This is a genomic window from Erythrobacter sp. JB1-4 (assembly GCF_057365025.1).
Genome location: NZ_CP200292.1, coordinates 1,091,607 through 1,115,801, shown reverse-complemented (window position 1 = coordinate 1,115,801; position 24,195 = coordinate 1,091,607). Strand labels below are relative to the sequence as shown.

Below are 24,195 nucleotides of genomic sequence, written 5' to 3'. Positions count from 1 at the left end.
CTCCCCCAAGTCGCTTGGCCGTAATGAGCCCCTCATCCGCCTCTAAATTGTACGCCCTGCCTGACGCGCTGCCGCTCGATAGTGGGCAGGTGCTGGATAGTGCTGAAATCGCGTATGAGACGTATGGCGAGCTTAACCCGGACAAATCGAACGCTATTCTTTTGTGTCACGCGCTGACCGGTGACCAATATGTAGCAAGCAATCACCCGATCACTGGCAAGCCGGGCTGGTGGGAGCGCATGGTGGGGCCGGGCAAGCCCATCGATACAGACCGTTTCCACGTCATTTGCGCCAATGTGATCGGCTCATGCATGGGCTCGACCGGGCCCGCTTCGATGGCGCCTGATGGCAAGCCTTATGGGATGCGTTTTCCGGTCATCACCATTCGCGATATGGTGAGAGGGCTGGTGGCGCTGCTTGACGGCTTGGGGATCGATAAACTCCACGCGGTGGTCGGTGGCTCGATGGGGGGCATGCAAACGCTGAGCCTAGCCGCCAATTGGCCAGACCGGGCTGAGCGCGTGCTTGTGCTTGCCTCCACCGCTCGCCATTCCGCGCAAAACATCGCCTTTCATGAGCTTGGCCGCCAAGCGATCATGGCCGACCCCAACTGGGCAGATGGGGCATATTATGACGGGGATACCAAGCCCGATAATGGGCTCGCCGTGGCTCGGATGGCGGCGCATATCACTTATCTTTCCGAAGAAGGGCTGACCGAGAAATTCGGTCGCCGTTTGCAGGATAGGGACGCCAAAAGCTTCGGGTTTGAGGCCGATTTTCAGGTGGAAAGCTACCTGCGCTATCAAGGAAGCGGGTTCACGCAGCGCTTTGATGCAAACTCTTATCTCTACATCACACGGGCGATGGATTATTTCGACCTTGCCGAAGAGCATGGAGGCAAGCTTGCTGATGCTTTTGCTGGCACATCGGCGCGGTTCTGCTTGGTCAGCTTTGATACCGACTGGCTTTATCCCACCGCCGAAAGCCGCCATGTGGTCCACGCATTGAACGCGACATCTGCCAAGGTGAGCTTTGTGGAGCTATCCGCGAGTGCTGGCCACGACAGCTTCCTTCTGCCTCACGATCAACTCGACCGCGTGGTCAGAGGTTTCATCGAATGACTGTATTGCGCTTTGACCTTGCTGCCATCGCTGATCAGATTGGCCGTGAGAAACCCGGTGCGCGCGTCCTTGATGTGGGCTGCGGCGATGGCGCCTTGATGGCCGCGCTCGAAGCTGAGCATGGAGCAGATGTTCGCGGGGTGGAGCTTGACCCTGTAAAGGTGGAGCGGTGCGTCTCGAAGGGCCTTTCAGTGGTGCAAGGCGATGCCAACACGGACCTTGCAAACTATCCTGACAAAGCTTTCGATTTTGCCGTGCTCTCTCGCACGCTTCAGACCACCAATCGCCCTGACGAGGTGCTCGCAGAATTGCTCCGCGTTGCCGATGTCGCTTTTGTGAGCTTTCCAAACTTTGCCCATTGGGGCACGCGCGCTGCGCTAATGTTTGGAGGGCGTATGCCGGTCACCAACGCTCTGCCGGTGAGCTGGTATGAGACCGAGAATATCCACCATGTGACGGTGGAGGATTTCCGCGCGCTGGCCGCTGAAAAAGGCGCTAAAATCACACGAGAATGGAACTTTGCAAATGAGCGCGCCATCGGCCCCTTGGGAGCCAATTGGCGCGCTGAATATGCTGTGTTTGAGTTGAAGCGCTGAGCGCTCACCGGGTGGCCGGGGCCCTCATCAAGAAGGCCGGTGGATACCGCAAATTTTGTGGCCATCAGGATCGGTGAAATAGCACAGATACATCGGACCCATTGTGCTTTCGCGAAGGCCGGGAGGGTCTTCGCAAGTCGTGCCGCCATTTGCGACCGCAACATCGTGAAACTCCTGAATTTGCTCCGGGGAATCGCACATAAAGCCAAGGGTGAAGCCGTTCGAAGGCTCAGCTGGCTTGCCGTTGATGGGCTCTGAGATCGAAAAAGTGCTGCCGTTGTGAATGTAGAAAAGCCGGGTTTGGCCGGTGTCATTCACATGCACCATGGGCTCACCTGCACCAAGGACGCCAAGAGCTGCGTTGTAGAAGGTTTTTGTCTTTTCGATGTCGTTTGAACCGAGCATCACGTGATTGAGCATGGAAATTTCTCCTCTCATGCATTGAACCGGCACAGGCCTAAGTCGCCTGAAGATACGCAGCAAGCGTTTTTGCCTGTACGTGCGATTTGTAGCCCTGTGTTCAGACACGCAGATGTAGGGCCGGGTGATGATATTCTCGATTATCGCGGGCCTTGTGGCTCCCTTCGCGCTCCAGGCCCAGCCCCTTACGACCCAGCCCCTTACGACCCAGCCCCTCACGACATCAAAGCCGACAAGCTTTGCCGATTTGCAGGTCGAAGAGGCGACGGGTCCGCGCTGCGGCATGGCTTTTGCGATTGTCCACGGGTGGCAGGCAGCAGGCGATGCAAGGGGCGGCGCGTGGCCGAGCATGGAAGACGCAGGCGCGCGCGAATTCTTTCTGAACGCGATGGCGCGGTTGATCGACACCTACAGCCTTGAACGCTCTGACGTTGTGCGATTGGTCGATGCAGAAAAGACCCGGCTTAGCGCCGATGATTTTGCAGCCGTTGAAGGCATGATGCCGGCCTGTCTTGTCCTGCTCGAGGCGTCATCGTCACAAACACAGGTTCAAAACTGAGCCCAAAGGCGTGCAATAGTTGATCAAACGAGCGCTGCTGTTGTGGCTTTTGCGGCTGGTTTGCGGCATAGCCTATCTCGCAATGTGGCAAGTCTACCAATTTCCTCTGTGTCCGTTTTCGCGCAAAATCCGTCTTCTCATGGGGGAGAAGGGGATTGCCTATGACCTGGTGCGCGAAGACCCTTGGGCACCATCAGAGATGTTTCCCAATTTGAACGCTGCGGGGACCACGCCTGTTGTGGTCAACCAACAGAAGAACATCGTGCTTGCTGACAGCCGCGCGATTGGGGAGTATTTCGAAGAGACCGTCGACACTTCGCCCATGATCAATGGGACGGCGGCTAACCGCGCTGAAATCCGCCGGTTGGTCGCGCTTTTCGATGAAAACTTTTATGCCGATGTGACCGGGCCCTTGCTGATGGAGCGGATGAAAAAGCGCCTCATTTATAAACAGCCCCCCAACAGCACCATTTTGCGCGAGGCGATGAAATTTGCCCACGGACACCTCGATTATATGGATTGGCTGATCGACAATCGCCCTTGGCTTGCAGGCTCCACCATGAGCCTTGCTGACCTTGCTGCCGCTGCACAAATCAGCGTTGCGGATTACCTTGGCGGGATTGACTGGAAAGGCCATGAACAAACGCGCGGCTGGTATTCGGTCTTCAAAAGCCGCCCCAGCTTCCGCCCGCTCCTGTCTGAACGCATGGATGTGATTAAGCCGCCAGAGCACTATGCACTAGTGGACGGGTAAACCCCCTTGCACCTTGGGCAACGCACGCCGATATTCCCCTCAAGAGAAGAGGGCATTAAATGACTGACGATCCCAAAATGGTGACCGAAGACGAGTGGCGCGAGCGGCTTTCCGCAGAGCAGTTTCATATCCTGCGCGAGGCGGGAACTGAGCGCGCTTTCACTGGCAAATTCGACAAATTCTACGAAAACGGCGAATATATGTGCGCCGCTTGCGGAACGCGATTGTTCATTAGCGCTGCCAAATATAACTCGGGCTGCGGTTGGCCTGCGTTCACCAAGCCTGCTGATGAAGAGGTGATCGATGAGCACCGCGATGTCTCTTTCGGCATGATCCGCACCGAAGTGCGCTGTGGCAAATGCAACAGCCATTTGGGACACGTCTTCCCCGATGGCCCACCCGAACAAGGGGGGCTGCGATATTGCATCAATTCCGCGGCACTCGAATTCGCGCCCGAAGATTGAGCGCCAAATCTCTGAACGCGGCGCATTTAAACGCGCAATATGTGCAAGGCATAGGAATGGGCCTGTCCCTTGCGTTCACGCGCCGTTACAACTTGTTTTGCCATATTGTGTCAGAAATTGGGCAGGTAGCCAGCAAGAGAGTGCGAAAACGCTGAATGTCGAAGCGAGGTGACAGCATCTCGAACAAGAACAAGCGTGGCTCGCGCCGCGCCGCTTCTGAACGCGCGTCGTCTGGTAAGAAAAAAGCTCATCCTCTGCGAAAAAAACAAAGCTAAATCGAGAAGGCGAACCTTCGCCGCTTTGGAAATGGACCAAGCGGGGGCTTGTTTTCGGCAGTCTTGCGGCACTTTTGGGTGCGGTCTTCCTTGCCTTTGCAGTCGGCTTTGCAGCCCGCTCGCTCCCAAGTTTTTATCAGCTCAAATCAAGCCAGGCGGGCCAAACCATCCGCGTGCTTTCGCGCGATGGAACCGAAATCGTTGAAATCGGGCCAAGCTACGGGGTTTGGCTTGATCACGAAGACATCCCGCAAAACATGCGCGACGCTATGATTGCGGTGGAGGATAAACGTTTCCATTCGCATTACGGGGTTGATCCCATCCGCTTAACGGGCGCGGTGATAGAGGGCTTTACCGGTGCACGCGCAAGGGTCGGCGGGACCTCGACTATCACTCAGCAGCTTGCGCGCAATCTTTTCTTGTCCTCCAATCGCACGATTGACCGTAAGGCGCGCGAGGCGATCCTTGCGATGGCGTTGGAGTGGAAGTTTTCCAAAGAACAGATCCTCGAGCTTTACCTCAACAAGGTGTATTTCGGCGGCGGGGCATACGGTATCGATAGCGCCTCGCGCACCTTCTTTAGCCATGATGGAAGCGAGCTTTCTATCGCGGAAGCGGCGATTATCGCAGGGCTTGTCAAAGCGCCGAGTTCCTATTCCCCCACCGCCGATGTTCAGGCCGCCGTTGACCGGGCTACCGTGGTTCTTCGCCTGATGCGCGAGCAGGGATACATCACCGCTGATCAGGCAAAGGTTGATGTCGATGCGGTCAAATTGAAGCGCCAAGGTGGGCAAAATTCAGTGCGTTACTTCACCGATTGGGCCTTGCCACAGCTTGACCTGATCCTGCCCGAGACAAGCGCGCCGCTTGAAGTGCACACCACTTTGGATGTGGGGATGCAGCGTGCCGCGACAGCGGCGGTCAAAGCCAATTCACCCGATGGGGCGCAAGGGGCCCTTGTCAGCCTTGACCGCGATGGTGCGATCCTGGCGCTGGTGGGCGGGACCGACTACGTCGAAAGCAATTTCAACCGCGCAACCGATGCCATGCGCCAACCGGGCTCTTCATGGAAATTGTTCGTCTATCTGGCGGCGCTCGAAGCGGGATACACGCCCGATGACAAGGTCAAGGACGTGCCGGTCACAATCGACGGGTGGAGCCCGCGCAACGCCAATGGCCGCAATGTGGGCGAAACGGACCTTCGCACCTCTTTTGCCTATTCGATCAACACTGTGGCAGCGCAATTGGGTAATGAGGTGGGCTTTGGCACGGTCGCCTCGATGGCGCGCCGGTTCGGGGTGAGCTCTCCTGTTTCGACCTTCCCTTCCATGGTGCTGGGCGCATCAGAGGTGCGGCTTTTGGAGATGACACAGGCCTTTGCCGGTATCTCATCGGGCGGCATGGCGGTGGAGCCTTATGGCATCTCCAAAGTGGTCACCGCCGATGGAGAGACGATTTACCAGCGTAAGAAAACGCGTGAGACCAAGCTTGTGCCCGATTATGTGGCCGCCGGGATCACCGATCTTTTGCAGGCGGCGGTCCAAACGGGCACCGGGCGCGCGGCGCAAATCGGGCGGCCTGTGGCGGGCAAGACGGGTACGACCAGCTCTAACAAAGATGGGTGGTTTGTGGGCTTTTCCAGCGGGATCACCACAGGTGTGTGGATGGGCCGCGATGATGCGAAAAAGGTCTCAGGCCTCCAAGGTGGGCGCGCCCCTGCACGCGCCTTTGCCGCCTATATGCGATACGCGGTCAAAGACCGGCCCGAGGAAGAGTTTGATATCGAATTGAACCTGCCCGAGTGGCAATTGGAACCTGATGAAGAGGCGTTGTTTGGTGATCCGGACGACTATTACTTTATCGATGAGCAGGGCAATCTGGTCGAACCGGGCCGCCGCGAGGCTGAAAGCCCGGCGTTTGATGTCGAGGGTGAGCGCGGTGTGGGCCGGATTGAAGAGCCGCCGCCAGCGGTAAGCGACGACTTTCTCGAAGAGGCGATTGGGGGCACCCCAAGTTCGCCCAGGGGTCCTCAAAGAGCCCCGCAAAGAGCTCCACAAAGAAGTCCGCCCCAAGGGCCTCCTCCTTCCGCTATTGATCCAGCGTTCTTGGAGGATGATCCTCCTCTGGAGTGAGAAGAGCGCTAGCGAGCAAAGCAAAACCCCCGAGAAAAAGCTCCCGATACAAAAAACCCCCGAGGCATCGCTGCTTCGGGGGTTTTTGATTTGGTCGCGACGCTTTTAGATGCGACGCCTTTAGTGGTGACGCCCTTAGTTGCCCCGAAGGCGAATAGGCAGGAAGCGTGGTGGCTGTCCGCGGCGCTGGATGCGAAGGAGCACTGCGTCACGTCCTGCCTCTTCGGCAGAGGTAATCTGTTCGCGCATGGCCTCAACCGTGCCCACCGCTTGGTAATTTGCCGACAAGATCACATCGCCCCGGCGCAGACCCTTGCGGCCTGCATCAGAATTTGGATCAACCGCGCCGATCACAAGGCCTTGCGTATCAGTGTCAACGCCGATGCTGCGTGCGATTTGCGGCGTCATTTCGAGCACTTGAAGACCAAGCTTTTCAGCAATGGTATCATCGCCTTCGTCCGGGCTCATCGGCTCTTCGGAATCAGGGTCGAAAGTCTGCGCTTGTGCTGCCAGTTCCTCAGCGCTTGGCCGTTTGGCAAGCGTTGCATCCAATGCCACCTCGCGGCCTTCGCGAAGCACGGTTACGGGGATGCTTTCCCCCGGGTTGATATTGGCGACAAGGAAGGAGACCGTCTGGTCAGATGTCACGGCATTACCGTTCACATTGATGATAATGTCGCCTGCTTTCATGCCAGCGCGCTCTGCTGGGCTATCGTCGGTCACGATCTGCACAATCTCACCGCGATTGCGGTCAATGCCAAGCGAGATCGGCAAGGTCATCGTTCACCGGCTGGAGGCTGACGCCCAGATAGCCGCGCTCAATTTCCTGACCCGCTTTGAGCTGATTGACGATAGGTTCTGCGATTTCGCTGGGGATGGCAAAGCCGATGCCCACGCTGCCACCAGACGGTGAGAAGATCGCATTGTTAATGCCAATCACATTGCCACGCATATCGAACAGCGGCCCGCCCGAGTTACCCCGGTTGATGGAGGCATCTGTCTGGATAAAGCGATCATAAGCGCCGCCTTGGCCGGTGTTGCGATAAACCGCTGAGATGATCCCGGAGGTCACCGTTCCGCCAAGGCCAAACGGGTTGCCAATGGCCATCACCCACTCACCCACGCGCGCCTCGGCGCTGTTGCCGAATGTCACGAAGGGAAAGGTGTTGTCCGATTTGATTTTGAGCACGGCCAAGTCAGAATCGGCATCTGCGCCCACCAGATCAGCTTCATATTCTGTGCCATCGGGGAAGGTCACGGTGATCTCTTCAAGCCGGGCGCGATTGTCAGGGGCCACCACGTGGTTGTTGGTGACAACAAAGCCATCGGCGCTGATGATGAAGCCTGAGCCCAAGGACTGCGCTTCGCGGCGTTGTGGCTGATTGCCTCCGCCGCGGCGATTGAAGAGTTCTGCAAAGGGCGTGCCTGCAAAAGGATTGCGGTTGACTTCGACCGATTGGCGTGTGGCGATATTGACCACGGCTGGCTGCAATTGCTCGGTTAAGTCGGCAAAGCTTGTTGGAGCGCCTGCCACTGGCACCACTCTGTCCATCACGCCTGCGTCATTTTGCGCGACCTGCGCCCCTGCTGGCATACCTGCCATCAAAGATACCGCAGCGCCTCCAACCAAAAGCGCGCTCGTCAGTCCGTATACATACCGCACGTTGCTCACCTCGTTCTATTCCTTCCTTCATCGGGCACCGTGAACAGCAAGTCGGCCGTTCACCTGAGCCCTAAAGATATTCCAAGTTACGCCTGCCTTTAGGCCTCAGACGCACTTAACCGTGATTGAACACGGATGTAGTCGGTAGTTCGCAGTGTGCCGTTGGTCGGTTACCGGATAGTTAGGACCGACGTAAACTGCGCCACCATAAGTCGGCCCGATTACCGACCATTGAACTGGTTGAAATACTCATTGTCCGCATCAAGCACCATCGTGCTGTCGCCTTCGCCTTGGATGAAGGTCTGGCGATAGCTTTCCATGGCGCGGTAGAAATCATAGAATTCCGGGTCCTTGCCATAGGCGCTTGCATAGGTTGCTGCTGCCTCTGCATCGGCTTCTGCGCGGATGATCTGCGCATTCTTGCGGCCTTGCGCGCGGATGGTTTCGGCTTGCTCTTGGCGTTCGGAAATCATCCTTGTGAAGGCGGCTTGCAAGGGCGTGCCTTCGGGTAGGTCAGCCGCTTTGATCCGCACATCAATGATCTGCGCGCCATATTCGCGCGACTGCGTATCAAGCGTTTCGCGAATGCGGCTCATTGCATTGCCGCGCTCTGCTGTCAGAAGGCTGGCGAAAGTCCGGCGGCCCAATTCCTGACGCAAGGCAGAGCGAAGGATCCGCGCAAGCTGTGCGTTGAGGCGTGTTTCATCACCAGCGCGCTCAATCATGTTCACCGGCTGGATGATCCGGTAGCGCGCATAAGCGTTCACTCGCAAACGCTGTTGGTCGCTGGTGAGCACTTGTTCATTGTCCATGTCGAGGTCGAGCACGCGGCGCTCAACCATTTGCACGCGGTCAATGAAAGGAATGCGGAACCAGAAGCCAGCGCCGGTTTGACCGAAGGGGTCATCCGGATTGTACATATTGACGATTTGCTGCGGTTCACCTGTTCGGATGATCACCGCTTGTTTTGTCTCTGGCGTTACGAAAAGCGTTGAGAAGAAGCCGATAACAACAACTGCAAGAGCGATGATCGGCAAGCGAAAACGGGTCCAAATGTCCTGCATCTTACTGGCCTCCTGCTGGTGCTGCTGGTGTTGCGGGTTGGGCCTGACGTCGCTCCACTTCGCGAAGTGGCAGATAAGGCGTGACGCCATTGGCATCGATCACGGTCTTGTCCGTACGGCTCAAAACCGCTTCCATTGTTTCATAATACATCCGGCGGCGCGTCACCTCTGGGGCGAGGCGGTATTGGCCGTAAATCTGATTGAACTGTTCTGCGTCACCTTCTGCGCGGGCAAGAAGGCGCTGGGAATACCGACGTGCACCGTTGAGCTCACGTTCAGCATCCTGCTGTGCGGCAAGCACATCGTTAAAGGCCTCGACCACGCTTTCAGGCGGGTCGGTTTTGTCCACTTCGATACCCAGAACGGTGATCCCTGCGCCATAGCTATCGAGGATCGATTGCATGCGGGTTTGCACATTACCTTGGATATCGGCGCGCCCTTCACCTGAAATGACGGTGTCGAGCGTTTTCTCGGCGACTGATGAACGCATCGCGGTTTCCGCTGCTTCGCGGACGGTTTCAATCGGGTCTGCCAACTGGAATTGGAAAAGCGATAGGTCGCTGATGTTCCAACGCACGGAGTAGCTGAGATCGACAAGGTTTTGGTCGCCTGTCAGGATCAGCTTGCTTGGCACTTCTTCGATCCGCGCCGCTTCAACATTTTCAACTTCCACCATGCTGATCGGATATGGGTATGACCAGTTGGTGCCTTGCTCAAAGGTTCCGACGAATTTGCCGCCAAAGCGGGTGACGGTTGCCTGCTCGCCCGGCTGGACGAAATGCACGCTTGAAAAAATCATCCATACAGCTGCGATTGCAACCAATGCGACGGGAAGCCAACTCCCGCCACCGGGCCGTTCGGGCAGACGGATGCTTGGCCCTCCGCCTCCGCCAGCGCGGCGCGGGCCTTCGGGGCCTTTGTTCTTGAAGATGTCCTCAATGCTGGCTGAACGGCGTTTGCCGTCATCCGAGCCACCACCACCGGGGAGCCAGGGGTTGCGCGGCCCGTTCTTATTGGGCCCATCGGACTTATCGCCAGACGGTTCATCACCACCTGATCCCGAGCCGCCTCCTGATCCTTTATCCCAGGGGTTTTTCTTACCGGCCATCGCAAGGCCAAACTGTTGTCGTAAACCGTCAAAAATTCGCATGTTTCTTCTATAGGATGCGTTTGCAGGAAAAACAGGGGTTGAAACACGGATTTTGATGATAGAGGCCTTCTTCTATGAGCAGCGACACCCCATCACACCCAAATCTAGCAGCTGATGAAGGCCTCTTGCGGGGCGCTTTGCCGGTAGAAATTCAGGGGCGCGTGCGCTCTGCAAGGCTGAAAGACGCGCGTGCCATCGTCGTCGCAGAGGCCGGTGACCTTGGCGCAAAGGCCCGCGAAGAGCTTGAGAAATTGGTCGAAGATGCGCTTGGCGCTCTGCCTCAGGTCGACGAGGTGCGCGTGGCGCTCATCGCTGATCGGCGCAAGCGTATGATTATCGCGGTGGGCTCTGGCAAAGGCGGCGTTGGCAAATCAACACTTACCACCAATCTGGCGGTGGCTTTGGCAAAGATGGGCCGCAAGGTGGGCGTCATTGATGGCGATATCTATGGGCCGAGCCAAGCGCGGTTGCTCGCCACTGAAAAGGCGAAAGCAGAGGCGGACGGCGAAAAACTCATCCCGATTGAAAGCCCGCATGGCGTCAAGATGCTCTCCATGGGCAATTTGGTGGCGCAAGGAAAAGCGCTTGCGTGGCGGGGGCCGATGGCGGGCAAGGCGCTTAATCAGATTGTTGATGCGCAGTGGGGTGATACTGAGCTTCTCCTCATCGATCTGCCACCGGGAACAGGCGATGTGCAGATTTCTATGCTCGCCGATAATAAGCCTGATGGCGCAGTGCTGGTGTCCACGCCGCAGGATCTGGCGCTCCTTGATGCAGCGCGCGCAGGCCAGCTTTTTGAAGATGGCGATGTGCCGATCATTGGGCTGGTTGAGAATATGTCGGGTTATGCTTGCCCGGAATGCGGCCACATCTCCAACCCCTTTGGCGAGGGCGGGGTGGAGAAATTCGCAGGCGCTTTAGAGATCCCATTCCTCGGCAAAATACCTCTGACGATGGAGACGCGGCTTGCCGGTGATGCGGGTAAACCCCCTGCATTGAACGATGACGAGGGCGCTCAGCCGTTTATAGCGGTGGCAACGGCCCTTGATCGCTGGATAACAAACGGCAAAGTCTAGGTCCTGATGGAGATAACCCGGCGAGGATTGATTGGAGGCGCTGCTGTTGGCGGCGGGCTTCTCATCGCTTGGTGGGCTTTGCCTCGCACCTATCCCAACCCCTTAACCCCGGCGCGCGGCGAGCATGTGATGGGCGCTTGGCTGAAAGTGGCGGAAGATGGGGTGGTCTCTGTTGCTGTCCCGCAATTGGAGATGGGGCAAGGGATCACAACGCTCATACCACAAGTCGTTGCCGAGGAATTGGGTGCAGATTGGCGGCAGATCGCGGTTGAACCCGCGGCGGCTGCGGCCGCTTATGCTAACACTGCTCTTGCGCAAAAATGGATCGAATTGTGGGACCCTGTGACAGCGGGCTTATCGCAAGGGACCGACCAATATCTGGCTCAGCGTTTTGCCACGTCTAATGCGTTTACTGCGACCGCTGATGGCATGTCTTTGGCAGCTTATGAACAACCTGCACGTGAAGCCGCTGCTGCCGCGCGCGCTATGTTGGCGATGGAAGCCGCAGACCTTTGGGGGGCCTCTTGGGAAGAATGCGAGGTTGCAGATGGCATTGTCTCTTGGGGCGACCAAAAGGCCACCTTTGGCGAGCTAGCAGCTGGTGCCGCGGAGCAATCACCGCCAGACCCGCCACCGCTCAGGCCCCGAAGCGCAGAGCAATCCTCGCAAGAGCCGCTCGCGCGCATTGACCTTCCCTCCAAAGTTGATGGGGCGTACCGTTTTGCAGGCGATGTGCGCCTTCCCGGCATGGTCTTTGCCGCGATCCGCCACGGGCCCAACAATGGCAGCGAGCTCACCGATTTTGATGCCGAGGGCGCAAAGGGCATTAAGGGCGTGGTCGGCGCGGTTCGCACCAAACGCTGGCTTGCGGTGGCGGCGACCACGAGCTGGGCAGCCGAGCGCGCTATCACAAAAATGCGCCCGCAATTCACCACCGACTTTCCGGTCAGCAGCGAAGATATCGCTGCAAGGCTCGACACGCTTCTTACCTCAGGCGACAGTTTCAAGGTTCACGAGACGGGCTTTGGCGAAGAGGCGATGACCCGCGTTGATATGGCGCGGCGGTATGAGGTGGAGCCGTTCCACGCAGCCCCGATCGAAACCGCAAGCGCGGCGGCGAACCTTACCGATGGCCGCCTTGAACTGTGGGTCGCAAGCCAAGCGCCCGAACAGGCCCGCGCGGCTGCTGCCAGAGCCGTTGGGCTCAGCATTGAGGACGTTGCGCTTTATCCTATGGCAGCAGGCGGCAGTTTTGATGCGCGGCTGGAACATGACCACGCCATTGAAGTTGCGCAAATCGCACAAGAGCTTGGCCGCCCGGTTCAACTCACATGGTCCAGGCGCGAGGAGATCGTCAACGCACGGCCCCATGCCCCTGTCTATTCGCTTATCGGTGCACAGCTTGCAGGGGGCGAGGGTGCAGGGCCCAAAACCGGCGCGATTGATGCGCTGAAAATTCGCGTGGCGACCCCTCCATCCACGCGCGAATTCGGTCGCCGCCTGTTTGGCAATCTCACGCCGTGGGCAGCGATCCGCGAGACCACGGGCGAGAAGGACGCGCTCGCCCTTGAAGGCGCTGTGCCTGCTTACGAACTTCCAAGCGTCACTGTGCGCCATATCCCTGTTGAAACCGGTTATCCCGCAGGGCGCGTTCGCGGCAATGCTCATGTTGCCAGCGCCTTTGGGGTCGAGAGTTTTATCGATGAGGTTGCGCGCGCAAACAACCGAGAGCCGCTTTCTTATCGCATGTCTATGCTGGGCTCTGATGTGCGGCTTGCAGCGTGCCTTCAACGCGCTGCGTCATTGGCCGAATGGGGCGGCGGGCAGGACCAAAGCGGGCAGGGCCTTGCGTGTTATCGTATTGGGGATGCCCAAACCGGCGGTCGCATTGCCTGCGTTGCCACGGCACGGCGCGGCGAAGGGGGCTTGCGGGTCACAAGGCTCACCGCTGCGGTGGATGTGGGCAGGCCCATCAATCTTGATATTGTGCGCCAACAGATCGAAGGCGGGCTGTTGTTTGGCCTTGGCATCGCGCTTGGCAATTCGCCGACAATGCGCGGGGGCTCCCTGATAGCTTTGAATATGCAGACCTGGGCCTACCCAAGCTTGCCGATTGCCCCGAGATCATCGTCGATGTCATTCCCAGCGCTGCCGCTTACGCTGATCCGGGCGAACTTGGCACCGCGGTGGTGTCACCTGCTATTGCCAACGCGCTCTTTTCAGCTACAGGCTTGCGGTTGAGGCGATTGCCCCTTCTGTCTGGCGGGCTTTAGCATCACTGTATATGTCGCGAGGGATCGCAGCGGCCTTTGAAAAAGGTTTTTGTCGCCACATTTGGACCCGAATTCGATTGTGAAGCGTTGCCCCACTGATGACTTGGCAAAAACAACATCTTCCCAATGATCACCCCGCCGTTTTAAGCGGGTCTGTGGGCGTGCTTCTGGTGAATTTGGGGACGCCCGATGCGCCTGATCCAGGGTCTGTGAAGCGCTATCTCAAGCAATTTTTGTCTGACCGGCGTGTGATCGAAATCCCGGCTATCGCCTGGCAGCCGATTTTGCGCGGGATCATTTTGAACACGCGCCCTGCCAAAAGTGCGCAGGCCTATTCCAAAATCTGGACCGATCGCGGCTCGCCTTTGGCCGATATCACATCGCGTCAGGCAGAGGCGATTGCCGGGCAGTTTGGCGAAAATGTCGTGGTTGATTACGCCATGCGCTATGGCAATCCATCGATTGAAACACAGCTTACCAAAATGATGGACAATGGCTGTGACCGGATTTTGGTGGCGCCGCTCTATCCGCAATATTCCGCTGCCACCACCGCGACCGTTTTTGATGAAGTCGCCCGCGTGCTGGGCGGGATGCGTTGGCAGCCAGCTTTGCGTTTTCTTCCGCCCTATCACGATGAAGAGCTGTATCTAAATGCGCTCGCCGATGATTTGACGCGTCAGATCGCCGCTCTCAGCTTCAAGCCCGAGGTTATGCTCTTAAGCTTCCACGGCATGCCTCAGCGCACGCTTGAGAAGGGTGATCCATATCACTGCCACTGTCAGAAAACCTCGCGTCTATTGCGTGAACGGTTGCAAGGCAGGCCTGAATGGGAAGGGGTGCGGTTTGAAACGACCTTCCAATCGCGCTTTGGCCCGGCGCAGTGGCTGGAACCTGCAACCGATGACACTTTGGAAGCCGAAGGCGAGAAGGGCACGAAACGCCTTGTGGTGGCAGCGCCTGGTTTCTCTGCTGATTGTGTTGAGACGCTGGAAGAATTGGCGCTTGAGGGCCGGGATGAGTTTGTCGAGGCCGGCGGCGAGGAATTTGCTGTTTTGGATTGCCTCAATGTCTCAGGCTCGGGCATCAAAATGCTCGAGGCGATGATTGCCCGTGAGCTTGGGGGCTGGGCCTAACCCCTTTTCCGCCTAAGCCCTTTCCTAGCCATGCCCTTTCCTACAGGGCCAATGCCAATTAGCTCTGCCTAAGGCGTTCTTTCCGCTCCATCCTTGGTGCAAAACTCATTTGCCAAGGTGTCACCTTTTTCCAACATGGGAAATCTTGCATTTTCAGTTGTTTAGCGAGGAAGTGAGTAGGAATAAGGTGACACATGTGTCACTTTGTTGGCCTTGGTGAGTGGCAGTTAAGTAGGGCTTGGACCCCCTCGTGAACTCTGATAGGTTGCAATTGTTGTACTTAAATTGAGATTTTTGGAGCAAACCGAAAAAATGGCAACTCTAGCCCATCCCAGCCCAAGCAAAGCAGGCGGTCCAAGCTTTACGCATTGGAGCGAAGGAAGGCCCGAGCCTGCCGATATTGCGCATATTCCGGGCGAAGCGGGCTACCCCTTGGTAGGGCATACCTTCACGCAGCTTAATGATCCCCATGGCTTCACCAATCGGATGGTTGAGCAGTATGGCAAGGTCTACAAGGTCAAGGCTTTTGGCGGCTGGAACGTGTCGCTGATTGGTGCAGATGCGAATGAGTTGGTGCTTTTCAACAAGGACAAAATCTTCTCCAGCGAACAAGGCTGGGGCCCGGTGCTTGATCAGCTGTTCCCGCGCGGGTTGATGCTGATCGATTTTGATCACCACCGCATCGACCGGCGTGCGCTTTCCATTGCGTTTAAGCCTCAGCCCATGCGCCATTATTGCGGGGCTCTCAATTCTGGCATCGCGCGCGAAGTTGCCGGATGGGAAGGGCCGATGCGCTTTAACCCCGCGATTAAGAGCCTGACGCTGGATCTGGCCGCTGACAGTTTCCTTGGCATTCCGTGGGGGCCCGAGGCAGATAAGATCAACACCGCCTTTGTCGATATGGTTCAGGCGAGCGTTGCACCGGTCAGAAAGCCTTTGCCTTTCACCAAGATGAAAAAGGGCGTGGATGGCCGCGCCTTTATGGTCGACTTTCTCACCAAAGAGACCATCCGCCGCCGCAAGGAAGGGGGCGGGCAGGATATGTTCAGCCAGTTTGCGACCGCAACCACCGAAGATGGTGAGCTGCTCGAAGTGGACGCGGTGGTTGATCACATGAGCTTCCTTTTGATGGCAGCGCATGACACGATCACATCCTCTGCCACGTCCTTTATGTATTATCTCGCGACACAGCCTGAATGGCAGGAGAAAGTGCGTGAGGAGATGTTTGCAGTCACGGGCGGTCTTGATGCAGACGGAAATCCGCGAGCGCTCGCTTACGAGGACCTTGGCAAGCTTGAGCTGCTCGAGATGGCGTTCAAAGAGACCATGCGCATGATGCCGCCGGTCCCATCAATGCCGCGCCGCGCGCTTAAGGATTTCGAGTTTGAGGGTTATCATATTCCCGCAGGCCAATCTGTCGGGATCAACATTTATTGGACCCACCATTCAGAGGAATATTGGGACAATCCGTTCACCTTTGATCCCATGCGTTTCACACCTGACAAGGTAAAGGCGCGGCACAAATATGCATGGGTCCCCTTTGGCGGCGGCGCGCATATGTGTCTGGGGCTGCACTTTGCGTATATGCAGGTGAAAATTCTGCTGGCGCAGCTGTTGCAGCGCTATCGGATTGAGGCGGAGGCAGGCTATAAGCCCGATTGGCAACCATGGCCCATTCCGCAGCCGAAAGATGGGCTGAAGATCGAGTTTAAAAAACTGTAGAAGAGTCCAAACGGCATCGCTGATGCCGCAAGGGCGACTGCCCGTCCGTAGCGGGTCCGCAAAGCAAAAACTCAAAAATCCCAGGCGATCCCGTCCTTCTCCCAATCGCCATATCTTGTTGGAGACAAATCGCGCGGTTCGTCTTTATTAGGGTCCACCGCCTTTGGTTTGGGCGCAGGATCATTGGTCCAATGCTTTGGCTTTTTGAAGGCTTTTGCGGCCTGATCTTTTGCAGCTGGTTTTTTGTTCGTCATCGTCTTTTACAAATGCGCGAGCTAGCGCTTGGTTTCAAGGAAGAGTAAGCGACCTGCCAATGGCTCAACCTTCCGGAATTCACGCGCGCCGCGCCGCGCTCAAAATGCTTGATGCGGTGCTTCGGCGCGGTGAGACTCTGGAGCAGGCCGCGCCCGCCGCTTTGCGCGATGTGAGGAAAGCGCCTGACCAAGCGCTTGCCCGTGCAATTGCCGGAGAGGCTTTGCGCTGGCTCACCGATTTGGACGCGCTGATTGATAGCGCGACGGCAAAGCCATTGCCCCAAGATGCCAAACCGCGCAGCGTTTTGCGGTTGATGCTGGCACAGGCTCTGCGTTTGGAAACTCCTGCTCATGCCGTCATCGCCACCGGTCTGCCGCTTCTTGCAGGCGGCCCGCGGCGACTGGCGCATGGGGTTTTCTCGGCGCTGATGAAGCGTGAGGCAGCCTTGCCAGAAGCGCCCACACTGCCCGAGCGGTTTGAGGGCCGTTATGAGGGTATGGCCAAGGGCCTTATCCAGCCGCCCGAGGTTGATCTGCATGTGAAGGATACAAGCGAGACCTCGCCGTGGCAGGCAAAATTGGGCGGTGTTAGTCTCGCTCCCTTCCACATCCGCATCCCGCGAGGCACTCCGATTGAGAAGCTTGAGGGCTTTGAAGAGGGGGCTTGGTGGGTGCAGGATCTGGCAGCGCAGCTCCCGACGCATCTGCTGGGCAAGGGGGAAGGTCGTCATGTCCTCGACCTATGCGCTGCGCCCGGTGGCAAGACGATGGCGCTTGTTGCAAACGGTTGGAAAGTGACCGCGCTTGATATGTCAAAGCGGCGCTTGGGGGTGCTTAAAGAGAACCTCAAACGCACCGGCCTCAAAGCCTCAGCGGTAAGGGCAAACGCCCTTTCCTGGGAGCCAAAGCACAAGTTTGATGCCATCTTAATTGACGCGCCTTGCACTGCGACGGGCACCTGCCGCCGCCACCCGGACGTACTTCACCGCATTGGCCCGCGTCAGATTGCAGAGATGGCGCAAATTCAGCGCGAGTTGGTCAGCCGCGCCATCGGGTGGCTTAAACCCGGCGCAAGTCTCATCTATGCGGTCTGCTCGCTTGAACCAGAGGAAGGTGAGGCACAGGCCGACTGGATCGACGCCGAGTTTGACCTTATCCCTGCGCCTGTCACATCGGCTGATCTTCCTGCTACCCTCGAACCAACGGCCAAGGGCTGGCTTCGCACCCATCCCGGAATGCTGAGCGAGGAGGGCGGCCTCGACGGGTTTTTTGTTGCCAGGTGGACTACCACCTCAAACTGATCACCGCGCAAGATTTTCCTACTTGTTCAAGATCGAATACAGCGGTGCTCTTGCCAAGGTCTGTCACCTTTAACCTTAAAGGCGTCCCCAATTCGACATAGCGCTTCATCGTCATCTCGCCGCTGGTGTCGATATCGGTTCTGCCTTTGATCAAGAAAAGCGCCTGACGGGCGAGCTCGTGGAAGTGGGTGGAGTTCACATGATCGCCCGAGCCGCCAATAAAGGCGTTGCCGGGGGGAAGGCCGTTTTCCTTCGTAACAAGCGCCTCGACATATCCGCTTGCAGGATCAAACGGTCCAACAAGCACACTCTCGCCGTCAACAAGGGCAAGCTTGCTGCGATCGGCGTAGGTGAAGTCGGCGGGGCTGAAGTGGGCGGGGGCGCCGGACTTGCGCGCCTCCTTTTTTGATCCCTCGCGCCATTCTTCGAAGTTGCGCTTGCGAAAGATTACCCCGCGGCCCTTGATCGAGACGACGATCTCATCTGCTGCGTTGAAGAGTAGGATTGAATAATGCGGATGCTCGCTTGCCTGATCTTGTCTGTATTCGCCGCGCACCGCGTGGCCGCCGTTGCCCTCTCCCAATTCCCAATCAATCCAGGTAAGCGCGCTCCACTGGGTGGCCTCCATTCCTTGAAGCGCAATCGAAGCTGCCACCGCTGTCCAGAAACTCTGCGTTTGGATAACCACCGGATGGTGCGGTGCAAGGGTAAGCCAAGGGTTGGCATCTGCATCCTGCGAACAACCGAACGCGACCTTGCCCTTGCCTTGCACACTATTGTCGAGGGAATAAGGATTGGCTGCGTGATTGGGCGCCGCGGGCATGAACCTTTATGCCTTCACATACTTCTGAAAACTCTTGCGCAGCTTCATGATTTTAGGGGGGATCACCGCCAAGCAATAGGGATTACGTTGGCCTTCACCATCCCAATATTCCTGATGATAGTCCTCTGCCGGATACCATGTGGCCGTTTGCGCTTCGCCTTCGAGACCTTCAATTGTGGTCACAGCGCTCTTGGCGTTTTCATCGTTCCAGCGGGCAATCGCAGCTTTTGCTTCATCGCCTTGCTCAGCATTCAGCGGAAAGATCGCGCTGCGGTATTGGGTGCCGATATCGTTGCCCTGCCGGTTAAGCTGGGTTGGATCATGCGTGCCAAGGAACACGTCGTAGATTTCAGCAAGGCTGATCACGGCCGGGTCAAAGGTAACTCTGATCCCCTCGGCATGGCCGGTGGAGCCGGTGCACACCTGCTTGTACGTGGGATCAGCCAGCGTGCCACCAATATACCCGCTTTCAACCTCGCCAACGCCGATGACATCGCGAAAGACAGCCTCTGTGCACCAAAAGCATCCGCCTGCGATAATTGCCTGTTCCATAGTGTCTCCGATAGGTTTCTTGGATTTGGATATAGGAATGCCTGCTTTTTTCTGAAAGGTCTTATCGCTTCCCTTGTCATGTGGCTGTCAAACCCTAGAAGTACCAGCCAGAGTGTTCGTTTAGAGAGGACCCCTACTCATGAAATTCAAGTTTCTTGCCCCGATTGCAGCGCTCGCTGCCTCCACCGCCATGGTGTCAGTTGCCGCTCCTGCTGCTGCGGATGATCACGCCGAAGCAGCCCCTGCTCTTGCCGATGTGCTTGGCCATGAGCGCCGCGACGATGATCGTGCGCGCGATCAGTATCGCAACCCTGCCGAAACACTCGCTTTCTTTGGTGTTGAGCCCACAATGACGGTGGCTGAATTTGGCCCTGGCGGCGGCTGGTACACCCGCGTGCTTGCACCTTACATGATGCCCGCTGGTCAATATATTGCGTTCCAACCAGACAGCGATGCAGGCACCTATCGCGACCGTGCCCAGGAAGCACGCGCCAAGGGTTGGACCGAGCGTTTCAAGCAAGGCATGGCCGAGGCCATGGGTGTTGAAGCCGACACCGTGATGGCGTTTGAGATCGACGAAATGCCAGAGGAAGCTGCCGGGACCGTTGACCGCGTTCTCATCTTCCGTTCGATGCATGGCCTCAACATGCGCAACAACGCCGATGATGTGCTCAAAGCAGCGCGCAAGATGCTCAAAGACGATGGTCTGGTCGGCGTCGTTCAGCACCGTGCGCCAGAGGGTGCAAGCTATGACGACTATGGCGCACGCCAGCGCGGTTACATGCGTAAAGCTGATGTGGTCGCGATCTTTGAGGCTAACGGTTTTGAGCTTGCAAGTGAAAGCGAAGTCAACGCCAACCCAAAAGATACCGCCGACTATGAAGGGGGCGTTTGGACATTGCCTCCATCGCTTGGTTTTGGACGCCAGTCCGAAGAAGAAATGGCCAAGCACCGCGCCATTGGCGAAAGCGATCGCATGACGTTGCTTTTCAAGAAGGCTCAATAAGACTAATGGCGGCGGCATGAGCACGCTCACTGTCGCCGCCCTTCAACTTGCGCTTGGCCACGAGGACGAGGCCGAGAACATCATCGCTGTCACCGCCTTGGTCGAAGAGGCAGCGGCGCGCGGGGCAAAGGTGATTTTGCCACCTGAGCTGTTTTCAGGGCCCTATTTCTGCGCGCAAGAAGATGAGGCGCTGTTCGCGCTCGCCCGGCCCACGGCTGAGCATCCAAGCGTTATCGCCATGCAGAGGCTGGCGGCAAAACTGAAGGTGACCATCCCCACCAGCTTCTTCGAGCGTGATGGGCACCACTATTACAACACGCTGGCTATGGTTAGTCCTGATGGCGAAATCATGGGCACCTATCGCAAGAGCCATATTCCTGATGGTCCCGGGTACGAAGAGAAATTCTATTTCCGCCCCGGAAACCAAGGGTTTAAGACTTGGGATGTTCCCGGAGATGAAGGCGCGATTGTGCGCATTGGGGTCGGTGTATGCTGGGACCAATGGTATCCTGAGGCGGCCCGCGTGATGGCTTTGCAGGGTGCACAGGTGCTCCTTTATCCCACAGCCATTGGTTCAGAGCCGTATGACGACACCCTCGATACGAGCCGTATGTGGCGGCGCGCGATGGTTGGCCATGCGGTTTCCAACTGCATGCCGGTGCTCGCGGCCAATCGCATTGGAAAAGAAGCTGAGCAGAGTTTCTACGGCCACTCCTTTATCTCAGACGAATGGGGTGATTTGGTTGAGCAATACGGGGCTAAGGAAACGGGCGCCCTGGTTACAACGCTAGACCTTGCAAGGGCTGCGAAGCACCGCGCAGGCATGGGTTTCTTTCGCGACCGGCGCCCGCAGTTTTATGGCCGGATAGCCGAAGATATTTAAGCGCCATTCATGAGCAGTGCCTATCTCATCGCGCTGGGTTCTAACCGGCGGCACCATGCTTTTGGGAAGCCAAGAGACGTGGTGCGCGCTAGCTTAGAGGAACTTGCAAGCCTTGGCACTGTCACAGTCCGCTCAAGCGTGATCACAACCGCGCCCATCGGTCCTGCACAGCGCCGCTTTGCCAATGCCGCATGTGTCTTGGAAAGCGAATACGATCCGCCAAGCCTGCTTTCTGGTCTGAAACATCTTGAACGCGAATTCGGGCGGCGCGATGGGCAGCGATGGGGCGATCGGGTGCTGGATCTTGATATTGTGCTGTGGAGCGGAGGCGTGTTTGCAAGCCGAGCGCTGACCATTCCTCATGCAGAATTTCGCAACCGTGATTTCGTCCTTCGCCCGTGTAGCCAGATTGCTCCTCATTGGCGCGACCCGGTGACCGGCCTTCGTGTGCGGCACCTTTTGGCGCGTTTATGAGCCCACAAACGGGAAAGGCGCCCTATCGGATGACCGATAGAGCGCCTTTTCTTACAGAAGGACCAATTTCTGTGAGACTAAACCGTGTGTCTTAGGCAGCTGCAGCGGCGGCCTGCTTACGGCGACGACGGCCAAGGCCAAGTGCGACCAGTGCAAGACCGAAGAGACCAAGAACGCCTGGTGCTGGTACGTCCACAACGCGGAAGTCAGATACGCCGCGAACATAGTCACCAGCGACAACCGGGTTGCCCCACCATGACCAAAGGTTGATCTTTTGGCCGTTGTTCTTCGACTTCAGCATCCATGGGTGGAAGCGGTTGCCGTTTTGACGGGTCGGAGTGTAGTCAACACCGTTGATGGTGCGAGTACCAGTCATGTTGGTAAGCGTGAACATGAAGCTTGGGTTGTCTCCGCCTTGGAACGACTTCAGCTCGTCGCCTTCGAATGAAACGTTCATGTCGTCGCCGATCCAGGTGCCGGTGCCGTTGTCTGTGTTGATCGTGAGAATGTCGCCGTCGCTCATTTCGTATTCGAAGATGGCGGCTGAGGCCGGTGCGGCTGCGACAGTTGCGGTGGCAGCCATTGCGATTGCGGCAGTCTTGATTGCGGTTTTCATACTTAATCCTTCGGACCTAGGGGCCTCCGCGGAGCTTTATCGCTGCTTTGGCCTGAGTGAATTCGTTGGTTAGCAGCTACTCTGCAATCGCCGTGCCAAAACCTCCAAAAGCCCCGTTTTCAGCCAATCTGTTGGTTAACGAAACAATCCGCCGACGGCCGTGTGTCAATTTTTCCGACGCCTTAGGCTGGCACAAGAAGGCGTTAACCCCTGCCGAGTATACCCGAGCTCATGAAAACGCGTTTCAACCTCCTTCATATTGGCGGCGCCACCGCCTTGTTCTTCGTGCCAGCCCTTGCAGGTTGTGAAAGCGGTCCTTCTGATCCCTATGCTGCCGCGCAGGAAGCATTTGCTAGCGGACAGCCGCGCACTGCTCTTGATCTTGTTGGCAAAGCGATAGATGCGCAGCCCAATAATCCAGCTGTGCGCATGCTGGCAGGGGATGCGGCGATGGCGCTGGACAACCCGGACCGTGCTATTGCAGAATTCCAGCGCGTCCCGGAAAGTGCAGAGGAATACTCTCTTGCTCAGGCCAAGCTTGCCGAAGCGCAGGTGATGGGCAATTACATGGAGGCAGCGAGCGATACGCTTGCCGGCCTGACAATGGACCACGCGCTTTCCTACACCGCTAAGATTGCATTTCATTTGGGGCGCGGCGAGACCGTTGAGGCGTATGATACGCTTGACCTAGGGCTCGCAAAGTTTCCGCAAGACCCAAGACTTGTGACAACCGATGCAGAGCGTCTTTGGGCGCAGGGTAAGGCGGAAGAAACCTTTGCCCGCCTCGCACCGGCCCTTTCTATCGAGCCTGCCGTTAGCCAAGCCCACCTTTTTGCAGGTCAATTGCGCATGGGGATGCGTGATGCAGACCAAGCGCGGGAACACTTTCAGCAAGTGCTCGGCGTCCGGCCTATGCATCAAACAGCGATGCTCGCCATGGCCGCGATTGCGCGCGATGCTGGTGACAAACAAGAAGCGGGCAACTGGATCAATAAGGCGAATGATGCTGGGCCTGCCCACCCTGTTGGGCTGCTGTTTGCCGCTCAAATGGCTTATGATGCAGGCGATATGAGCAGAGCATTTGAATTGATCGAGCGCGCGCCACCGTCCTTTGCCAACGAACCAGAATTTGCTCGTCTGCGCGGCATGATTGATGCAGGACGAGGGCAGCATGCGATGGCATCCTATGCCCTTGGCGACTATATCGAGGCCACCGGCGGCGATCCGTTTGCACGCCAAGTGCTAGCAAACAGCCTGGCCGAGCAGGGCGAGTTTGACAAAGCCTGGGCTGCAATTGCACCCGTGATTGATCACCCACAAACCGACGAAAAAGCCCTCCTGATCGCGCTTGCTTTGGCTGAGAAGACAGGAAAAGGCGATGCATCCGCCATTCGTTCGACAATCGAGGCACGCAAAAAAGCCCCTTCGATTGATGCGGAAATGCGCGAGGCGGCCGCGGCCATACGCTCCAGCGATTGGGCTCAGGCTGAAGCGATTTACGCACCTTTGTTGAAAGGTGAAGGCCAGTCCAATCCTGCTCTTTTGAACAACGCTGCGGCGGTGAAGACCAAGCTTGGCAAACATGACGAGGCTGTGGCGCTTGCACGCCGAGCCTTGGCTGAAGCTCCAACCAGCCCTGAGATCCACGACACCCTCGGTTGGGCAATCTGGCAAAGCGGCGGTGATAAGGCTGAGGCGCGCGCGCTCTTACAAACGGCACGCGAGGGCTCGCCGGGCAACCGAGAAATCGCCGAGCATTGGGCAATTGTGAACGCTGAATGAGAGGGATTGGCGAGCACAAAGTGAAACAATCGCGATTTTGAGTGCTACAGGTCCTTGACCGACCGGCTTTGCCTGCCTAGTTGGGCGCTCTTACGCGAGATG

Annotated in this window: 22 protein-coding genes and 1 pseudogene; 15 read left to right on the top strand and 8 right to left on the bottom strand. The window is 57.4% G+C overall.

Going from position 1 to position 24,195, the window contains the following annotated elements; genetic code table 11:
* The first annotated feature begins 23 nt into the window (after nt 1-23).
* Complete coding sequence (gene metX / locus AC0V61_RS04960) at nt 24-1,121, top strand: homoserine O-acetyltransferase MetX (protein WP_486156162.1); 1,098 nt, start codon at nt 24-26, stop codon at nt 1,119-1,121.
* Complete coding sequence (gene metW, locus AC0V61_RS04955; protein ID WP_486156161.1) at nt 1,118-1,717, top strand: methionine biosynthesis protein MetW; 600 nt, start codon at nt 1,118-1,120, stop codon at nt 1,715-1,717. The genes metX and metW overlap by 4 nt, the downstream gene beginning before the upstream one ends.
* A 27-nt stretch (nt 1,718-1,744) precedes the next feature.
* On the opposite strand, the gene AC0V61_RS04950 is transcribed toward metW, so the two are convergent.
* Nucleotides 1,745-2,137, bottom strand: a complete 393-nt coding sequence (locus AC0V61_RS04950) for a VOC family protein (RefSeq protein ID WP_486156160.1) — start codon at nt 2,135-2,137, stop codon at nt 1,745-1,747.
* Nucleotides 2,138-2,264: 127 nt separating this feature from the next.
* Here AC0V61_RS04950 and AC0V61_RS04945 point away from each other — a divergent pair, with 127 nt between their 5' ends.
* The 4 genes from AC0V61_RS04945 (at nt 2,265) to AC0V61_RS04930 (ending at nt 6,321) form a co-directional block, all read left to right on the top strand.
* Entirely contained in the window at nt 2,265-2,696 is a 432-nt protein-coding gene (locus tag AC0V61_RS04945; protein ID WP_486156159.1) for a hypothetical protein, read from the top strand.
* An 82-nt stretch (nt 2,697-2,778) separates the two neighbouring features.
* Complete coding sequence (locus AC0V61_RS04940; RefSeq protein WP_486159451.1) at nt 2,779-3,450, top strand: glutathione S-transferase family protein; 672 nt, start codon at nt 2,779-2,781, stop codon at nt 3,448-3,450.
* A 59-nt stretch (nt 3,451-3,509) separates the two neighbouring features.
* A complete protein-coding gene (gene msrB / locus AC0V61_RS04935; RefSeq protein WP_486156158.1) occupies nt 3,510-3,914 on the top strand; it encodes a peptide-methionine (R)-S-oxide reductase MsrB in 405 nt (134 codons plus the stop codon).
* A 349-nt stretch (nt 3,915-4,263) separates the two neighbouring features.
* On the top strand, nt 4,264-6,321 hold the full coding sequence (locus AC0V61_RS04930; protein WP_486156157.1) for a transglycosylase domain-containing protein: 2,058 nt from the start codon (nt 4,264-4,266) through the stop codon (nt 6,319-6,321).
* Between the two features lie 135 nt (nt 6,322-6,456).
* Here the strand turns inward: AC0V61_RS04930 and AC0V61_RS04925 are convergent.
* The 3 genes and pseudogenes from AC0V61_RS04925 to hflK all read right to left on the bottom strand — a co-directional run bounded on the left by AC0V61_RS04925 (nt 6,457) and on the right by hflK (nt 10,198).
* Nucleotides 6,457-7,993: pseudogene (locus tag AC0V61_RS04925) on the bottom strand (Do family serine endopeptidase).
* Nucleotides 7,994-8,205: 212 nt separating this feature from the next.
* Entirely contained in the window at nt 8,206-9,048 is an 843-nt protein-coding gene (gene hflC / locus AC0V61_RS04920; RefSeq protein ID WP_486156156.1) for a protease modulator HflC, read from the bottom strand.
* Between the two features lies 1 nt (nt 9,049).
* Nucleotides 9,050-10,198, bottom strand: coding sequence for a protease modulator HflK (hflK, locus tag AC0V61_RS04915; RefSeq protein ID WP_486156155.1), 1,149 nt, complete (start codon nt 10,196-10,198; stop codon nt 9,050-9,052).
* Between the two features lie 74 nt (nt 10,199-10,272).
* On the opposite strand from hflK, the gene AC0V61_RS04910 reads away from it, so the two are divergent.
* The 4 genes from AC0V61_RS04910 to AC0V61_RS04895 all read left to right on the top strand — a co-directional run bounded on the left by AC0V61_RS04910 (nt 10,273) and on the right by AC0V61_RS04895 (nt 16,402).
* A complete protein-coding gene (locus tag AC0V61_RS04910; protein WP_486156154.1) occupies nt 10,273-11,274 on the top strand; it encodes an Mrp/NBP35 family ATP-binding protein in 1,002 nt (333 codons plus the stop codon).
* Nucleotides 11,275-11,280: 6 nt separating this feature from the next.
* Nucleotides 11,281-13,515, top strand: coding sequence for a molybdopterin cofactor-binding domain-containing protein (locus AC0V61_RS04905; protein ID WP_486156153.1), 2,235 nt, complete (start codon nt 11,281-11,283; stop codon nt 13,513-13,515).
* A 130-nt stretch (nt 13,516-13,645) separates the two neighbouring features.
* On the top strand, nt 13,646-14,680 hold the full coding sequence (gene hemH, locus AC0V61_RS04900; RefSeq protein ID WP_486156152.1) for a ferrochelatase: 1,035 nt from the start codon (nt 13,646-13,648) through the stop codon (nt 14,678-14,680).
* A gap of 312 nt (nt 14,681-14,992) precedes the next feature.
* A complete protein-coding gene (locus tag AC0V61_RS04895) occupies nt 14,993-16,402 on the top strand; it encodes a cytochrome P450 (protein ID WP_486156151.1) in 1,410 nt (469 codons plus the stop codon).
* A gap of 71 nt (nt 16,403-16,473) precedes the next feature.
* Here AC0V61_RS04895 and AC0V61_RS04890 read toward each other — a convergent pair whose 3' ends face one another.
* A complete protein-coding gene (locus AC0V61_RS04890) occupies nt 16,474-16,656 on the bottom strand; it encodes a DUF1674 domain-containing protein (RefSeq protein ID WP_486156150.1) in 183 nt (60 codons plus the stop codon).
* A gap of 59 nt (nt 16,657-16,715) precedes the next feature.
* Here AC0V61_RS04890 and AC0V61_RS04885 point away from each other — a divergent pair, with 59 nt between their 5' ends.
* The gene (locus tag AC0V61_RS04885) at nt 16,716-17,957 is read left to right on the top strand and encodes an RsmB/NOP family class I SAM-dependent RNA methyltransferase (protein ID WP_486156149.1); all 1,242 of its coding nucleotides are present in this window, start codon (nt 16,716-16,718) and stop codon (nt 17,955-17,957) included.
* On the opposite strand, the gene AC0V61_RS04880 is transcribed toward AC0V61_RS04885, so the two are convergent.
* Nucleotides 17,941-18,780: a hypothetical protein gene (locus tag AC0V61_RS04880; protein ID WP_486156148.1), complete on the bottom strand. Its 840-nt coding sequence runs from the start codon at nt 18,778-18,780 to the stop codon at nt 17,941-17,943. The two genes, AC0V61_RS04885 and AC0V61_RS04880, sit on opposite strands and share 17 nt — an antisense overlap.
* A gap of 6 nt (nt 18,781-18,786) precedes the next feature.
* Nucleotides 18,787-19,332 (bottom strand): peptide-methionine (S)-S-oxide reductase MsrA, encoded by a 546-nt coding sequence (msrA, locus tag AC0V61_RS04875; RefSeq protein ID WP_486156147.1) that lies wholly within the window; start codon nt 19,330-19,332, stop codon nt 18,787-18,789.
* Between the two features lie 139 nt (nt 19,333-19,471).
* On the opposite strand from msrA, the gene AC0V61_RS04870 reads away from it, so the two are divergent.
* From AC0V61_RS04870 to folK, 3 genes are read left to right on the top strand one after another with little or no spacing between them, the layout of a single operon-like run.
* Nucleotides 19,472-20,338, top strand: coding sequence for a class I SAM-dependent methyltransferase (locus AC0V61_RS04870; RefSeq protein ID WP_486156146.1), 867 nt, complete (start codon nt 19,472-19,474; stop codon nt 20,336-20,338).
* A 16-nt stretch (nt 20,339-20,354) separates the two neighbouring features.
* Nucleotides 20,355-21,221 (top strand): N-carbamoylputrescine amidase, encoded by an 867-nt coding sequence (aguB, locus tag AC0V61_RS04865; protein WP_486156145.1) that lies wholly within the window; start codon nt 20,355-20,357, stop codon nt 21,219-21,221.
* A gap of 9 nt (nt 21,222-21,230) precedes the next feature.
* Nucleotides 21,231-21,695 carry a 2-amino-4-hydroxy-6-hydroxymethyldihydropteridine diphosphokinase gene (folK, locus tag AC0V61_RS04860; RefSeq protein ID WP_486156144.1) on the top strand — a complete coding sequence of 155 codons (465 nt, stop codon included), beginning with the start codon at nt 21,231-21,233 and terminating at the stop codon, nt 21,693-21,695.
* 91 nt (nt 21,696-21,786) lie between these two features.
* Here folK and AC0V61_RS04855 read toward each other — a convergent pair whose 3' ends face one another.
* Complete coding sequence (locus AC0V61_RS04855; protein WP_486156143.1) at nt 21,787-22,311, bottom strand: PEP-CTERM sorting domain-containing protein; 525 nt, start codon at nt 22,309-22,311, stop codon at nt 21,787-21,789.
* 231 nt (nt 22,312-22,542) lie between these two features.
* Between AC0V61_RS04855 and AC0V61_RS04850 the strand changes: the two genes are divergently transcribed.
* The gene (locus AC0V61_RS04850; protein WP_486156142.1) at nt 22,543-24,093 is read left to right on the top strand and encodes a tetratricopeptide repeat protein; all 1,551 of its coding nucleotides are present in this window, start codon (nt 22,543-22,545) and stop codon (nt 24,091-24,093) included.
* The last annotated feature ends 102 nt before the right edge of the window (nt 24,094-24,195 follow it).

Bases quoted from the DNA above. Each gene is read 5' to 3' on its own strand.
- AC0V61_RS04940 (WP_486159451.1), top strand. From the start codon at position 2,779: ATGTGGCAAGTCTACCAATTTCCTCTGTGTCCGTTTTCGCGCAAAATC.
- hflC (WP_486156156.1), bottom strand. From the start codon at position 9,048: ATGCAGGACATTTGGACCCGTTTTCGCTTGCCGATCATCGCTCTTGCA.
- AC0V61_RS04950 (WP_486156160.1), bottom strand. From the start codon at position 2,137: ATGCTCAATCACGTGATGCTCGGTTCAAACGACATCGAAAAGACAAAA.
- msrB (WP_486156158.1), top strand. From the start codon at position 3,510: ATGACTGACGATCCCAAAATGGTGACCGAAGACGAGTGGCGCGAGCGG.
- AC0V61_RS04870 (WP_486156146.1), top strand. From the start codon at position 19,472: ATGAAATTCAAGTTTCTTGCCCCGATTGCAGCGCTCGCTGCCTCCACC.
- AC0V61_RS04885 (WP_486156149.1), top strand. From the start codon at position 16,716: ATGGCTCAACCTTCCGGAATTCACGCGCGCCGCGCCGCGCTCAAAATG.
- AC0V61_RS04855 (WP_486156143.1), bottom strand. From the start codon at position 22,311: ATGAAAACCGCAATCAAGACTGCCGCAATCGCAATGGCTGCCACCGCA.
- metX (WP_486156162.1), top strand. From the start codon at position 24: ATGAGCCCCTCATCCGCCTCTAAATTGTACGCCCTGCCTGACGCGCTG.
- AC0V61_RS04905 (WP_486156153.1), top strand. From the start codon at position 11,281: ATGGAGATAACCCGGCGAGGATTGATTGGAGGCGCTGCTGTTGGCGGC.
- folK (WP_486156144.1), top strand. From the start codon at position 21,231: ATGAGCAGTGCCTATCTCATCGCGCTGGGTTCTAACCGGCGGCACCAT.
- AC0V61_RS04890 (WP_486156150.1), bottom strand. From the start codon at position 16,656: ATGACGAACAAAAAACCAGCTGCAAAAGATCAGGCCGCAAAAGCCTTC.
- msrA (WP_486156147.1), bottom strand. From the start codon at position 19,332: ATGGAACAGGCAATTATCGCAGGCGGATGCTTTTGGTGCACAGAGGCT.
- AC0V61_RS04850 (WP_486156142.1), top strand. From the start codon at position 22,543: ATGAAAACGCGTTTCAACCTCCTTCATATTGGCGGCGCCACCGCCTTG.
- AC0V61_RS04895 (WP_486156151.1), top strand. From the start codon at position 14,993: ATGGCAACTCTAGCCCATCCCAGCCCAAGCAAAGCAGGCGGTCCAAGC.
- AC0V61_RS04880 (WP_486156148.1), bottom strand. From the start codon at position 18,780: ATGCCCGCGGCGCCCAATCACGCAGCCAATCCTTATTCCCTCGACAAT.
- hflK (WP_486156155.1), bottom strand. From the start codon at position 10,198: ATGCGAATTTTTGACGGTTTACGACAACAGTTTGGCCTTGCGATGGCC.
- AC0V61_RS04945 (WP_486156159.1), top strand. From the start codon at position 2,265: ATGATATTCTCGATTATCGCGGGCCTTGTGGCTCCCTTCGCGCTCCAG.
- metW (WP_486156161.1), top strand. From the start codon at position 1,118: ATGACTGTATTGCGCTTTGACCTTGCTGCCATCGCTGATCAGATTGGC.
- AC0V61_RS04910 (WP_486156154.1), top strand. From the start codon at position 10,273: ATGAGCAGCGACACCCCATCACACCCAAATCTAGCAGCTGATGAAGGC.
- hemH (WP_486156152.1), top strand. From the start codon at position 13,646: ATGACTTGGCAAAAACAACATCTTCCCAATGATCACCCCGCCGTTTTA.
- aguB (WP_486156145.1), top strand. From the start codon at position 20,355: ATGAGCACGCTCACTGTCGCCGCCCTTCAACTTGCGCTTGGCCACGAG.